General features: G+C 46.7%; 14 protein-coding genes and 1 other annotated feature. Of the genes, 6 read left to right on the top strand and 8 right to left on the bottom strand.

From position 1 onward, the window contains the following. Nucleotides 1–35: 35 nt before the first annotated feature. Nucleotides 36–707 (bottom strand): GNAT family N-acetyltransferase, encoded by a 672-nt coding sequence (locus E0698_RS00180; RefSeq protein WP_192510208.1) that lies wholly within the window; start codon nucleotides 705–707, stop codon nucleotides 36–38. Between the two features lie 16 nt (nucleotides 708–723). Further along, nucleotides 724–1,584, bottom strand: a complete 861-nt coding sequence (locus E0698_RS00175; RefSeq protein WP_192510207.1) for a carbon-nitrogen hydrolase family protein — start codon at nucleotides 1,582–1,584, stop codon at nucleotides 724–726. A 161-nt stretch (nucleotides 1,585–1,745) separates the two neighbouring features. Next, nucleotides 1,746–2,018: a binding site (T-box leader), on the top strand. Nucleotides 2,019–2,104: 86 nt separating this feature from the next. Here E0698_RS00175 and E0698_RS00170 point away from each other — a divergent pair. Together E0698_RS00170 and E0698_RS00165 are read left to right on the top strand one after the other, a co-directional pair. Next, nucleotides 2,105–3,190 carry a bifunctional 3-deoxy-7-phosphoheptulonate synthase/chorismate mutase gene (locus E0698_RS00170; RefSeq protein WP_192510206.1) on the top strand — a complete coding sequence of 362 codons (1,086 nt, stop codon included), beginning with the start codon at nucleotides 2,105–2,107 and terminating at the stop codon, nucleotides 3,188–3,190. Between the two features lie 214 nt (nucleotides 3,191–3,404). Then, nucleotides 3,405–5,030, top strand: coding sequence for a DUF1593 domain-containing protein (locus E0698_RS00165; protein ID WP_192510205.1), 1,626 nt, complete (start codon nucleotides 3,405–3,407; stop codon nucleotides 5,028–5,030). Nucleotides 5,031–5,115: 85 nt separating this feature from the next. Here the strand turns inward: E0698_RS00165 and E0698_RS00160 are convergent, their stop codons facing one another. Continuing rightward, nucleotides 5,116–5,961, bottom strand: coding sequence for a TrmB family transcriptional regulator (locus E0698_RS00160; protein ID WP_192510204.1), 846 nt, complete (start codon nucleotides 5,959–5,961; stop codon nucleotides 5,116–5,118). 161 nt (nucleotides 5,962–6,122) lie between these two features. Here E0698_RS00160 and E0698_RS00155 point away from each other — a divergent pair, with 161 nt between their 5' ends. Continuing rightward, nucleotides 6,123–7,031 carry a DMT family transporter gene (locus E0698_RS00155; protein ID WP_192510203.1) on the top strand — a complete coding sequence of 303 codons (909 nt, stop codon included), beginning with the start codon at nucleotides 6,123–6,125 and terminating at the stop codon, nucleotides 7,029–7,031. A gap of 162 nt (nucleotides 7,032–7,193) precedes the next feature. Beyond that, nucleotides 7,194–7,430, top strand: coding sequence for a TetR/AcrR family transcriptional regulator (locus E0698_RS27575; RefSeq protein WP_149096100.1), 237 nt, complete (start codon nucleotides 7,194–7,196; stop codon nucleotides 7,428–7,430). A 171-nt stretch (nucleotides 7,431–7,601) separates the two neighbouring features. Here E0698_RS27575 and E0698_RS00145 read toward each other — a convergent pair whose 3' ends face one another. Both E0698_RS00145 and E0698_RS00140 read right to left on the bottom strand, forming a co-directional pair. Beyond that, entirely contained in the window at nucleotides 7,602–7,781 is a 180-nt protein-coding gene (locus E0698_RS00145) for an aspartyl-phosphate phosphatase Spo0E family protein (RefSeq protein ID WP_192510202.1), read from the bottom strand. Between the two features lie 166 nt (nucleotides 7,782–7,947). Beyond that, entirely contained in the window at nucleotides 7,948–9,180 is a 1,233-nt protein-coding gene (locus tag E0698_RS00140) for an MFS transporter (protein WP_192510201.1), read from the bottom strand. 131 nt (nucleotides 9,181–9,311) lie between these two features. Here E0698_RS00140 and E0698_RS00135 point away from each other — a divergent pair, with 131 nt between their 5' ends. Continuing rightward, complete coding sequence (locus E0698_RS00135; RefSeq protein ID WP_137061726.1) at nucleotides 9,312–9,569, top strand: YqkE family protein; 258 nt, start codon at nucleotides 9,312–9,314, stop codon at nucleotides 9,567–9,569. A 44-nt stretch (nucleotides 9,570–9,613) separates the two neighbouring features. Here the strand turns inward: E0698_RS00135 and E0698_RS00130 are convergent, their stop codons facing one another. After that, nucleotides 9,614–9,784 (bottom strand): hypothetical protein, encoded by a 171-nt coding sequence (locus E0698_RS00130; RefSeq protein ID WP_167518709.1) that lies wholly within the window; start codon nucleotides 9,782–9,784, stop codon nucleotides 9,614–9,616. A gap of 116 nt (nucleotides 9,785–9,900) precedes the next feature. Between E0698_RS00130 and E0698_RS00125 the strand changes: the two genes are divergently transcribed. Next, nucleotides 9,901–10,578, top strand: coding sequence for a peptidylprolyl isomerase (locus tag E0698_RS00125; RefSeq protein ID WP_192510200.1), 678 nt, complete (start codon nucleotides 9,901–9,903; stop codon nucleotides 10,576–10,578). Nucleotides 10,579–10,811: 233 nt separating this feature from the next. On the opposite strand, the gene E0698_RS00120 is transcribed toward E0698_RS00125, so the two are convergent. Together E0698_RS00120 and E0698_RS00115 are read right to left on the bottom strand one after the other, a co-directional pair. Continuing rightward, complete coding sequence (locus E0698_RS00120; RefSeq protein WP_149096096.1) at nucleotides 10,812–11,483, bottom strand: MgtC/SapB family protein; 672 nt, start codon at nucleotides 11,481–11,483, stop codon at nucleotides 10,812–10,814. Nucleotides 11,484–11,538: 55 nt separating this feature from the next. Then, nucleotides 11,539–12,972 (bottom strand): N-acyl-D-glucosamine 2-epimerase, encoded by a 1,434-nt coding sequence (locus tag E0698_RS00115; protein ID WP_192510199.1) that lies wholly within the window; start codon nucleotides 12,970–12,972, stop codon nucleotides 11,539–11,541. Nucleotides 12,973–13,167: the final 195 nt, after the last annotated feature.

The raw sequence follows: 13,167 nt of genomic DNA, 5'->3' as shown, positions 1-13,167 counted from the left end.
TGGCATACTCCTTTTTTATTTTGGGATGTAGTGATTTAGTGATCGGTATGAAAAGGATTTCTCCATTCCATCAAGGCCGCATAATTACGCGATTGTTCATCATCCAGATAATCGGGCATGATACCAACAGGCACCCGCCCGCAACGAAGCAGGAACGTTAACACCGGGTCCTTGAGCTCGCCGGATACCACGGCATCTACATACGCTTCGGCGCTTAACTGGTCTGCATGATGCTGATAACCGGGCATACGTCCCGCGCCCAGCAAACGATCCAATCCGCGCTCGATGACGAGATGGTATAAGGAAAAAATAAGCCATTTGCCCAGACCCAGTCGACGATATGCGGGACGGACAGCCAGATCAATGACATACAGTGCCTTACCGTCCTCACGGTGGGTACGGATGTAACCGTCATCTGCGACTTCCTCCCACGTATGTTGGGGATGCTCGGGGTTGTAGTGCATCAGCAGGCTGGTCACCGAGCCGGCCAGTTCCCCCTCAATTTCAACACACAGCGCTCCTTCTGCAAAATGCTCAACCTGACTGGCAATCTGCTCCTGGCTCCACAACAGCTCCTGCGGATAGGGGGGCGGAAAGCTCTCCTGCTGAATACGCAGCAGCCCCTCATAATCGGCTATCGAATAATTACGGATGACCGCCCGCAGCGGACGATCTCCGTCAAAGACAAACCATTCTTTGCGATACATGACGCCCTTCCTTTCGTTAGCTCCAGTCTGTGTACAAATCTGTACGGCGGTCACGCCATGTGGTCACTGAGCCGCGCTCGCGTACATCATACAATAGCTGCAAATCAAGATCCGCGGTGACAACCATATCGTTGTTTAACTCACCTTCTACCATAATGCCGCGTGGCGGAAATGGAATATCATTCGGTGTAATGACTGCCGCCTGTCCATAGTTGGCCCGCATAAAATCAACCGTAGGCAAAGCGCCTACCGTGCCTGTCAAAACTACATACACCTGATTTTCAACCGCTCTGGCGTGGCTTGTATACCGTACCCGGTAAAAACCGTGGCGATCATCCGTACAGGATGGACAGAAAATGATATCTGCTCCCTTCGCCTTCGCCATGCGTACGATTTCGGGAAATTCAATATCATAGCAGGTCAGCATTGCTATTTTCCCCTTGGACGTCTCAAACACATTTAGTCCCTCACCGGGAGCCATATTCCATTCATGCACCTCAGTCGGTGTGATGTGAATTTTGTCCTGTGTGGCTACGCGTCCGTCCGGGTAAAACAAGTGCGCCGTATTATATAAACGTTCGTTTCGTTGCACCACATGGGTACCGCCGATGATATGCATCCCGGTCCGGCGGGCGAATGAAGTAAATAATTCAAGGTAACGATCTGTAAAATCCGGCAGGTCGTTAATGGTCAGGGCCTTGCCTTGACTGTCACCAATCGACATGAGCTGGGTGGTAAAAAACTCGGGAAACAGAACAAATTCCGCACCAAATTCCTCGGCTGTTTTGATATAATGCTCCGATTGAAGGGCAAATTCTTCGAACGAATCAATCGTATGCAGATGGTATTGAACCGCCGACACTCTGATTTTGCTCATAATTCCTCCTTGTACATAACGTCTTTTAGATGGCAAGGGATTCCCGTTGCTGTTCACATTATAACCGATTCAAAACCGGGCGAGAACAGAACCTGACAAACAGGTCTTGCCTTCTGCACCTACTTTGTTTAAAATAAGGTCAACTCTTTTGAATCACATGAACAAAGACATGGACGGAGACAAGTAAACGTCTACCCGGATTTCCACAGAAAGGTACGAATTGCTGAGAGCGTACCGAAATCCCGCGTTGAAATTCACTCCCGAGTCGAGCCTTGAACCAGCATAAGGATTCATTTCTTATCTGCACTAGAGGTTTCCGGAAGCCCCCGTTACGGGCATCAAGCTCAGAAGGAGCTACTGTCGGCTGGAATGGCGTTGACGACTTGTATGTATACTTCTGTAATTAGGGTGGTACCACGGCATTCGTCCCTTGCGGCGAATGCCTTTTTGTGTTATTTTCTGAAAAAATATCTATCGATTGACAGAAAAAACAATTTTTATTCTGGAAAGGATGTTATGTATGTCAACAAATGAAAATTCTTTGGAGCTGCTGCGGGAACAGCTTGATGCTACCAACCTGCAATTGCTGGAGCTGCTGTCGCAGCGTGCTGAACTGGCCGGACAACTTGGTAAATTAAAAGAAGCTCAAGGGGTGCCTGATTTTGATCCGGTACGCGAGCAACAAATGCTGGACAAGCTGATCGCCGCTAACCGTGGACCTTTCGACGACGCTACGATCCGCCAGTTGTTCAAAAATATTTTCAAAGCTTCCCTGAACTATCAAAAAGAAGAACACAAAAAGCATCTGATCGTTAGCCGCAAAAATCAGCCGGATAGCACAGTCATCAAGGTTAAGGACACGCTCGTTGGTGGCAAAGCCTCCGTTATGGTTGCAGGTCCCTGCTCGGTGGAAAGCTACCAGCAAACTCGTGAAGTCGGTGAAGCTCTGAAAGTGGCGGGCGTTCCGATTCTTCGTGGTGGCGCGTTCAAGCCGCGTACGTCTCCGTATGATTTTCAGGGACTGGGCATTGAGGGTCTGCAAATTCTCAAACGCGTAGGCGATGAGCTGGGACTGGCTACAATCAGTGAAATCGTTGACCCAAGACATTTGGAGGAAGCGATCCAATACATCGATATCATTCAAATTGGTGCGCGTAACATGCATAACTTCGAGTTGCTCAAAGCTGCCGGCGAAACCAGAACTCCGATCCTGCTCAAACGTGGACTTGCAGCCACAATGGAAGAGTTCCTTCATGCTGCGGAATACATCGTTTCCCGTGGCAACACACAAGTGATGCTGATCGAACGCGGTATTCGTACGTATGAAAAATGGACACGTAACACGCTGGACATTTCCGCCGTGCCGATTTTGAAAAAGGAAAGCCATCTGCCTGTTCTGGTCGACGTGACCCACTCCACAGGACGTAAGGACATCCTTGCCCCTTGTGCCAAGGCCGCACTTGCTGCCGGAGCAGACGGGATCATGGTGGAAGTCCATCCGAACCCGGCAGTCGCTTTGTCCGATGCCCAGCAACAGCTGAATATTCCTGAATTCCACAACTTCATGTCCGAAGTAAAAGAATCCGGTTTGTTCAAAGTGAAATAAATCGCTTTCATTTTCTCGGATTATGATGTAACATCTAATCAGGATTGTGACTGATAATGCAGGCAAAACCTAGATACATGTATGCTCAATTTCTTTTTGATGCATAATGTATTTAGGTTTTTTTTATACCTAAAATTAGATATAAAACCATAATTGTGTTCACAGTCTTAATCCTAGAAAACATCATGTGAAAGTTCAGGAAGGGGAAAAGAAAATGAAAGAGAGAAAATGGTTAAACGTTTTTCTATTAGGTATGATATGTATTTTGGTCATCAGTGGTTGCAGTGGCGGAAAGGCTCCTGCTGTTGCAAAGGATGAAAAAGCTACTCCAGCCAAAGAACAAGTGGACAATAAAGTGGAAGCTAAAGCGACGAAGGCTAGAACCGTTATTACGACCGATGGAGAAGTCGATGATATGAATTCGGTTATTCGCTTCCTCCTCTATTCTAATGAAATGGACTTGTCCGGTATCGTACTGACCAGTTCCGTGTACCATTATGCAGGTGATGAAAAAGCAGGCATAAAGCCATTCAGATGGACTGGAACTCAATGGGTAACGGATATGATCGATGCTTATGGAGAGATTTACCCTAACCTAACTAAACAAGCCGAAGGATATCCAAAGCCTGAATATATTAAGAGCGTGACCAAGATAGGCAATATTTCATACAAAGGTGAGATGGACAAAGAAACAGAAGGATCTAATTTCCTTAAAAATCTCTTCCTGGATGATGACAAAAGAGATTTATATGTACAAACCTGGGGTGGCACAAATACGACAGCCAGAGCTTTAAAATCCATTGAGGACGAATACAAAAATACAGCTCAATGGGCTGATATCCAAAAAAAGGTGAGCGATAAGCTCGTTCTTTATATCATTTTGGATCAGGATGACAGCTACAATAAATACATCGCAAAAAATTGGCCGGACATCAGAATTATCAATGATCAATCTAACTTCTGGCATTTTGCATACGCTTGGAAAATGCACACGGAAGAAGTAAACAGCAAGTTACACGGGGATTGGAACTTCAAGAATATCCAAAATGGCCGCGGCAAATTGCTCGATATGTACGCTTTGATGGGCGATGGAAAAATGATTCCAGGTGAATTGCCTGAAGAACAAAGAGGCAGTGACGCTTATTTAAAGAAAAATCCACAATATGATAAATATGATTTTATCTCTGAAGGAGACTCTCCATCATTCTTCTATCTGATTGATAACGGTCTGCGGAGTATGGAAAACCCAACCTATGGTGGCTGGGGTGGTCGTTTCGGTGTGGTTAACGATAAATTATTTAGAAATACCGTGTTAGACTATGATGTGTATACGAAAAAATTTGAAGCAGAATATTCTCTGATGAGATGGTTTGATGATATTCAAAATGACTTTGCAGCTCGTGCAGATTGGACTATTGCATCCGACTATAAAGATGCCAATCATAATCCAACTTTAAGCATTAAAGAAGGAGTAGATGTAGCAGCTAGTCCCGGAGAGAAAATAACACTGCATGGAGAAGGATCAGATCCGGACGGCGATCCATTAACCTATAAATGGTGGAGATATTTTGAAGCCGATACGTATGAAGATTCTAAAGTAAAACCCGCGGAAGTTAAACCTGAAATGCTGGGTAACATGCAGCTTGGACTTCATAGAGAAGTCGCCAAGGGTGAGAAAGTAAATACGATTGACTTGCAAGGCAGCGATACCAATGCAGTAAGTTTTACAGTTCCCGCCGATGCCAAGTCCGGAAATACGATTCATATCATCGCAGAAGTACAGGACAATGGAAAGCATCAGCTAAAACATTACCAACGTGTGATTGTAACTGTAAAATAAAGGACGGAACGTCCATTGAAAAAGGCTCATGGAATTAACACTCCATGGGCCTTTATTTATGCATTTTGGACCAGCGCATACTCGTCTAAGCCTTCTTTTCAGGTAAAGGGACATAATATCCTTTGCCATTCGGACCCATCGCGAATTTATTGCGAAGATGGTTAAGATTAGGGCCGAATTTGGCTTCCAACTCTTCACGAAACTCATACATGATTTCCATAATATAAACATCATGAATAATCACTTCCGTGATCGGCATCACAAGCCCCGGATGCATCGTCCATGCAGCACGGCTGTCATTCCCGAGCGAAAGTATACCGGCTACAACCTCCCGGTCATCTACGCTCAGTACAATCCACCGTCCCCCAATTTCGGACGTAATTTCCTCACTCATATCATGGTGATAAATGGTGGCGAAATCAAATTTAAGATCTCCGTACGCTACAATGAAAATCTCAATGCCTTCCCGGGCGACTTGCTCTAGAGCAGCTCTGAACACCTCGGCATCCTCTTTCCAAATTTCCATTAAGATTCGGTGTTTGGCTCCCTTAATCCCTTCATTGATGCGACTTATAATGGCTTCATAACCCGATATATTCCAAATATTCTCTCTGTTTTGGGACGATGCTGTATACTGCTCCAATGTCTCTTGCGCTACATTAAAAATCTGCTCTGCTTTGCGTTTTCTCTGGGCAATCAATTCATGGGGCGGGAGTGGTACATATAGCGGTGTATTATCCTGACTGACCATAATGTCCCCACGGTTAACCATCCCTGATAAAACCTCATAAATTTTAGATCTTGGCACGCCGGAATTCAATGACACAGCGTATCCCGAAAGTGGAGAGCTTTCCAACAAGGTCACATAAGCTTTAGCTTCATATTCCGTAAAATTCAGATCCCGCAGAATTTCTAACACATTTGGTTTCATGATGCATTCTCCTCAAATTCATGTTCAACCTTACTATATCACTTCCCCTTGACAAAAACCGATATACGCACTATCTTTTTTTATTAGTAGTCACCTAAGTAGCTACTCTAGTAACTACTAATATTTTATTTGATATGAGATCATGTCAGGGAGGATTTCACTTGAACAAAGTCATAGCTATCAACAGCAACAGCAACAGCAATCGCATCTACTACAGCGCTACGATTCTGGCTCTGCTGATTTGGAGCACATCGTTTATCGCCACAAAAGCAGCGTATACCACGTTCCCCCCTCTTACGTTGGGACTATCCAGATTTATGATAGCCTCTGCCGTGTTGGGTATTGTTTTGCTTATAAGAAAGGAATTTGTCAAAATTAAGCCAAAGGATTTAGCTATGATTGCATTTAGCGGTGTTTTGGGGATCACTATCTATTTTTCAATGGAGAATATAGGGGTAAGCCTGACCACCGCTTCCAACGCAGCACTGATTGTCGCCTCCTATCCCGCGATTACATCGCTGCTTGAACTCATGATATATAAAGTGAAACTGTCCAAATATAAAATTATCGGCATTGCACTGGCTATGATCGGGGTATATTTTTTGACTTCGGTAGGCGGAAGCTCGAATGGAAAGAATGAACTGATCGGAAATTTAATATTGATTGGAACTGGTTTTGCGTGGGCATTTTATACTTTCATGACGCGTAAGGTCGTGGACAAATACCCGCCCGTGACTTTATCTTTTTATCAAACTATTGCAGGCAGCATCTTCTTTATACCTCTGGCACTCATTGAAAAAGATAGCTGGCAAGCTCCGACAACGGGATCGTTTATGTTGTTAGTATATCTGGGCGTATTCTGTTCCGTTATCGCATTTTTGCTTTACAATTACGGATTAATCAAGCTGTCACCGAGCAGCTCCGTTTCCTTAATGAACCTGGTACCCATATTCGGGGTATTATTCTCTGTTCTATTGTTGCAGGAAACCATTTCATGGCGACAAATTATTGGCGGTTTGGTCATTATCCTAGGTGTCCTACTCAGTGCACAGCAACCAAGCAGCAAATAGCACAATAGTATTCATGCTCTTTGTTTATCTTTCGCTATGGTTAAGAACATATATCCTTAAAACAAAAAGACGCGATTTACGCGCCTCTTATGAATATATCTTGTTGTCCTCTGACTCTTACAAGAGTCAATACTATGCCCTTCCTTATGATTTTCAAGTTTCATGGTCTGTATTCAGCAGAAAACCTTTACTAAGATTACAGCAACCGATATTATCAATGAGGCGAAAATTAATCGTTCAACTTTTTACAAGTATTATAAGGATAAATACGATTTGAGAGAGTTATTAGTAAAATCCACTTTAGAGGAGCTTTCTAATAACATAAAGCTAAATTTTTTCAAATTACAGTACAATAAAATTAATACCTATAGAAGTTCATTTGTCCAATATAATGGATAATATTACGAACGGTATGTATCGTGCTTTTTTGTGAATTTTGCAGGGGGTATCGTAAAGGAGGTAAAGGTAACGCTATTTCCGAATACTAAGACTTCAACTAAAATATATAACGATGTGCCACAATAAAAGGGCGAGCGACCTTACCATGTTTCTCGCCCAGGTCGGTTGCATTCATGCAGTCGGCTTTTTTTCTTTCACATAGAAATGGCGGTTATATTGATTAATGAGCTTGTCCAGAATCATAGATTGTCTGAGCACGCTGGAGTGACTGAAGCCATGTTTTGCTTGCAAAACATAAAGCTTTTGTCGAGCTTTCTCCAACCGTTGTCGCAAAATGTCGTCCCTTATCATTATATAACCTCCTTTGTCGTATTCTTAGTTTAGAGGGTTATGAATAAGTTTACTAAAAGTAAAGGTTTGGGATAATTATCTATTATCAAACAAAAAGAGACCCGCTGAAAGAGCAGGTCTGCAATTAAATATGTTCATGCACATCAAACCGTTGTCTACAATACACCTATCCGGCAGGACGAACATCCCGATCCGTTGCGTTATTTGGGGCAGAGGCGTGGAAAACTCCCCTTCCCTTCACCCATAGCAGCAACGCCGCAACCAGCAACATTCCACCGTTCAACACAAAGATCCAGCGGATCGGTATCCAGCTCCCAAGCAAGCCGCCAATGAGCGGCCCTGCCATCATCGCCAGTTGCGTCGCTGACTGATTCAAGCTAAAGGCTCGTCCGCGAAACTCCGGTTTGGTAACCTCCACAGTCATCGCATTAATAGCCGGAACGACAGACGCATAAAACAATCCGTAACCGAACCGAAGCGCACCAAAGCCGATAAAATTCGATACAAAAAATTGCAAAATATTACCGATTCCCGAACCAATCAGCCCGATCAGCAGCACTTGTGCAAATCCAATCCTGCTACCAATCCGTCCCCAGCGGGGAGCCATCAGCACAGCCGCAATACCTACAGCTGAGAAAACAATTCCGGAGCTTAAAGACGCTCGGCTACGGTCAATTCCCATTTCCAGAACATACACCGTAATCAGCGGCTCCAGGATCATGACGGAAAAGGTACTCAATCCAGCCAGTATGAGCAAAAAATACAACGGCCGATTAGCAACAGCTTCCTTAAGATCATCACGGACATGCGAGCGGGTACTGGTTCCCTTGAAGTTGTCCTCTCTAGCGGCAAAGGTCGCAATTAGCGCAGAGACCAGCACAAGCCCCGCAGAAAATAGAAAGGTATTTCGATTGCCGTAATAATGGCTTACCACTCCGCCAATCAACGGACCTATGATGCTGCCCGTCGCCCCGGAGGTTGCCATAATGCCGAGTGCATAACCCGTTTTATCCTCAGGCGAACCCGTTCCGACCAATGCGATGGCGGCAGGAATAAACCCGGAGAGCAGGCCCTGAAACAGCCGTACCCCTACGAACACATACGGATCAGTCACAAAGGCACATATCAAATACAATACCGCCAGACTAAAACCTGAACGAATCAGCATCGGCTTCCGTCCATACTTATCTGCGAGCGAACCCCAAAACGGGGCAATCAGCGCACTGGCTAAAAAGGTAACCCCAAAGGCGATCCCAGCCCACAGCTCCAGATGATCGGTCACACCCATTTCCGTATTCAGAAAAATAGGTAAAAACGGAATAGATACGGAATAGGCCATGCTGCAAAAAAATACACCGATCCACAAAACGATCAGGTTTCGCTTCCAATATAGATGCATGATGCTACACGTCCCTTCTCCTCATTCCATTATTAACCTCTAAATTTGAATTGTCCACAGCAAACCTTACTCTTCAGCCGTGGAACAACCATGCAGAAGCTGATATAATCGAATGGAATGGAGTTGATGACATGGCTAAAAAAAGAAATTCGTCTTCCCCCACTCCTGCGGCTCAGGACAAACCTGCAACGTTAAAGGATCTGTTGAGTCAGGACGTGCTGAATAAGCTCAAGGCTCAGGCCAATGAAGCCCAGGCAGAGCAGGACAAACGTAAGGAAGACGAACGACAGCGTGCCCTCGAAGCAAAAAAAGCAGAACAGAAGAAGCTGGACAACAACTTCGAGCATCTGCTGAATAACAGCAATTTGGACTGGCACAAATATAAATAAGCCAAAACCATCCCGGTTTTGGCCTATCTCCACGCTTGATTATATTATAGCCAGTCACGAATGTGTTGTACCGAGTACAGCACCCCTACCCAAACCGGCAGACTGAACGCCATACCCCATATGAGACCTTTAGCCAGCTTTTTGTCTACCTCCACCATGATTCTGCCCCTTTCCTTGGGAATAGCAGCAGTATGGGCCAAGAATACGGTATTCAAACCCGTATTTCCTTATCCCCACAAAAAAAGGTATGATAGAAAACGGAAAAGTGCTCTGCGCTGTCCCAAACTATAATTTAGGATTTTACACATCTAACCTTTCAGGAGGAATACAAATGATCCGAAAAACGATACGTCCCTGGTATATGCTGTGCCTGCTGGCTACCATGCTCGTGCTGGTTGCTGGATGCGGCACAAAAGCGACAGATGTTGAAGCCGCAAGCCGGACAAGCAACACAACCCCTGCTGCGACTAAAGACAAAAGCAAACCTGTTTCCCATCCTGTCGTCACGATTGTCATGAACGACGGTAAAAAGATTAAACTTGAGCTGTACCCGGAAGTAGCACCGAACACGGTTAACAATTTCATTTCCCTGGTGCAAAAGGGCGCTTACAACGGTACGATCTTCCATCGTGTCATCCCCGGCTTCATGATTCAGGGCGGTGACCCGCAGGGTAACGGTACAGGTGGCCCCGGCTACAGCATCAAAGGCGAGTTCAAGAGCAACGGTGTCAATAACACGCTCAAGCACACGCGCGGCGTACTATCCATGGCCCGCTCAGCGGATCTGGATTCAGCCGGATCGCAATTTTTCATCATGGTTGCCGATGCGGATTACCTTGACGGTCAATACGCTGCTTTCGGCAAAGTAACGTCTGGATTGGACGTGGTGGATGCCATCGTGAACTCCAAGCGTGACAGCAATGATAAACCGATCAAACCAGCTACGATGAAAAAAGTAACCGTGGACACGCTGGGTAAGAAATATCCGGCTCCAGTCAAAGTAAAGTAAGATCTTATCGGCCCTGTGCATATGCATGGGGTCGTTTTTCATGTTATACAAAGATGTTTATCGTGCTCCACAGTAATGTTTACTTGCTGTTGCCTCTGTGATGTAGTAAGAGTATATACACAAAAGGAAGCGTTTTCAATCATTATTTTTAAAGCTTTTTTACGGTTTCAAGGACCCGTCAACGTTCGACAAAAGAGGCACTGAAAGACATACTGTATGAACAGTACAGCCGTCTAATTGGATTTGGTCTCCACTGAACGAATACCCTCCATCTCTTGAAGCAACGACAACAGCTCCTCCGCTCCCTCTGACCGGGACAGCTTTAAAACCATATGAATAATCAACTGCTCGCCGTTATTGATGCGCTCGGCGTGAAAGCTGTGAATAGTCAGCTTCTTGTGCTCCAGCAGTTCTTTAATCCGATTCAGTACGCCCGGCTCATTTTCGACCTGGACAATCACTTGCCGCGTAGACGGAGTAGCAAGCTGATAAAAACGGCTATGGAGCAAGGACTGTGCTGCCAAAATAAAAAGGGTTACCCCTGCGCCAAGCCCGTACATACCAGCACCCACGGCAATACCAATCCCGGCGGTAGTCCAAATACCTGCGGCAGTGGTCAGACCTTTGATTCTATTTTTTTGTGTGAAAATCATCCCTGCGCCGATAAATCCGACTCCACTAATGACCTGTGCCGCTATTCTGGAAGGGTCCAGCGACAGGTTCGACCAAGCTGTTTGATCCTGAAAACCGTATTTGGATACTACCATCATGAGCGACGCGCCGATACCGACAATGAAATGCGTGCGAATGCCCGCCTCCTTCATCCGACTTTTGCGTTCATAGCCGATTAACGCGCCGCACAAGCCAGCGAACATAACGCGAATCAAATAATCCCAATCCCACATACTCTTGTTCACTCCACTACATTTTATTTCTTGAACAGATGTTATTACCCAAATTTTAAAGAACTTGCACTTCATGCTCCGGCAGATTGTGATGTGCCTTCCTTCCCTTGAGCAGCCATAGCTCCGGTGTATCCTGTACCCCTTCAAGTCTCAGGCTGAACGCCCTCGGCGGCAAATTACATATACGTAGCAGTAGACGGTTACCGTCTGCCGCTGCATCCACAAGCTCTAATGGCCTCAATGAATCGTTCCCGCCTGTGCGAATCAGATCACCCGTTGCATCAGTCGAACTCTCCCGGCTCCAGACACGCAGCTCATTCACAGACGGTGTAGCAATCCGCTTGCTGAAAGAAACGACTACCTCATCTGCGGTCGACCTTTCCGCACGGAGCGGGATGGGCGGCTCATCGTACATATAGCCGCCCAGATGGTATTCGTAGGCGGTCCAGGTGTTATAACCGCCCTCCAGGGCGGTAGCCCCAAACCGCCGGGTCCATTCGCGGTCCCGAACCATACTCGCGAGTGAACCGATATCCGCCTGCACCCCGAGGGGCAGATTCGGATAAACAGCACGTACCGCCTGCGCTATGCGGGCGTAGCCGCCAATATAATGCGGCGGCAGACGGCGGCGCATCCAGTCCGGCCAATGGGTCTGGAGCACATGCATATCCGGGGCTACGCACCCGATCATCGCTACCGCGTCCAGACCCTGCCATTCCCGTAGCTGGCCGGAAACATCGCCGCGTCCGTTCACGGCCAGCGACCACGTCGCCACGCAGATGTCCGGCCGGACATCACGCACGCCGCCTGCGCCGTTCACCAGCTCGCCGATCAGCGCGTTCACGGCGTCCACGCGCAGATCGACCCACTGCGCGTACAGCTTCGGGACCTTCCGGTAGTAATTTCGCGCATGCTTGTCGCGGAATTCCGGAATGTCCTCGCCGCTGCGCTCGCGGAAGGCCCGCCGGGCATGCGGCCCGATATCCCCGTACACTCCACTGCGCAGCCCGTTCCATTCGGGGAAATAAGGCTCCGCCACCTCGAACCCGTCGAACGGAATGTCGGTGACCAGCCGAGCAGCGGCTTTCTTTTTCCACTCCACATACTCCTGTGCAAAATGCGAAAGCCGCTGAAACCCGTCATTCGGTTCGCGCAGCAGTTCCATGCGCCATCCCTTCCACTCTGGCGGCAACTGTGACACGCCAAAGGAACCATTGCCAAGCACCATCGCCCATATCGCGATTTCCCTGCGTTGAAAGGCGGCAACGAGCGCCCCATCTACTTCATTTTCACGCACAACAAAATAATGAACGGTCCGGTAGCCTGCAAGGGCGATTTCATCGGCTATACTGTCCCGCGAACGGTTCGCGTAATAGGGAAACAACGGATCAATTTGAATACTGGGGCCGCTCAACGCCCACGGCTTTATTTTTCCGGTCAGTGCTATAGATTCTGTTGGTTGTGTCCCGTCATTTCTGTTATAGCTCAATTGAATCCACCTCCGTTACGTTACCCGTCTTCTTCGCTATATGCTCCTGCTGGTTCGCCTATGTTACCATACTTCGCAAATTCCGTGAAATGCAGACTTACAGACGGAAATGCAGCACATACTGTTTCACCATCATCAATCAGAGGTATTGGAATAACGAGTCAGGTTAGCTTATGAGCGGAGAAGGAGGAAGAG

This window comes from Paenibacillus sp. 23TSA30-6, assembly GCF_014858585.1.
Taxonomy (GTDB): Bacteria; Bacillota; Bacilli; order Paenibacillales; family Paenibacillaceae; genus Paenibacillus.
Note: the sequence above shows the minus strand (reverse complement) of the source record. Positions and strands in the feature narration are given on the sequence as shown.

Coding starts and splice junctions, on each gene's coding strand:
- E0698_RS00160 (WP_192510204.1), bottom strand. CDS start 5,961: ATGAAACCAAATGTGTTAGAAATTCTGCGGGATCTGAATTTTACGGAA.
- E0698_RS00180 (WP_192510208.1), bottom strand. CDS start 707: ATGTATCGCAAAGAATGGTTTGTCTTTGACGGAGATCGTCCGCTGCGG.
- E0698_RS00175 (WP_192510207.1), bottom strand. CDS start 1,584: ATGAGCAAAATCAGAGTGTCGGCGGTTCAATACCATCTGCATACGATT.
- E0698_RS00170 (WP_192510206.1), top strand. CDS start 2,105: ATGTCAACAAATGAAAATTCTTTGGAGCTGCTGCGGGAACAGCTTGAT.
- E0698_RS00140 (WP_192510201.1), bottom strand. CDS start 9,180: ATGCATCTATATTGGAAGCGAAACCTGATCGTTTTGTGGATCGGTGTA.
- E0698_RS27575 (WP_149096100.1), top strand. CDS start 7,194: ATGGTCTGTATTCAGCAGAAAACCTTTACTAAGATTACAGCAACCGAT.
- E0698_RS00135 (WP_137061726.1), top strand. CDS start 9,312: ATGGCTAAAAAAAGAAATTCGTCTTCCCCCACTCCTGCGGCTCAGGAC.
- E0698_RS00125 (WP_192510200.1), top strand. CDS start 9,901: ATGATCCGAAAAACGATACGTCCCTGGTATATGCTGTGCCTGCTGGCT.
- E0698_RS00165 (WP_192510205.1), top strand. CDS start 3,405: ATGAAAGAGAGAAAATGGTTAAACGTTTTTCTATTAGGTATGATATGT.
- E0698_RS00145 (WP_192510202.1), bottom strand. CDS start 7,781: ATGATAAGGGACGACATTTTGCGACAACGGTTGGAGAAAGCTCGACAA.
- E0698_RS00120 (WP_149096096.1), bottom strand. CDS start 11,483: ATGTGGGATTGGGATTATTTGATTCGCGTTATGTTCGCTGGCTTGTGC.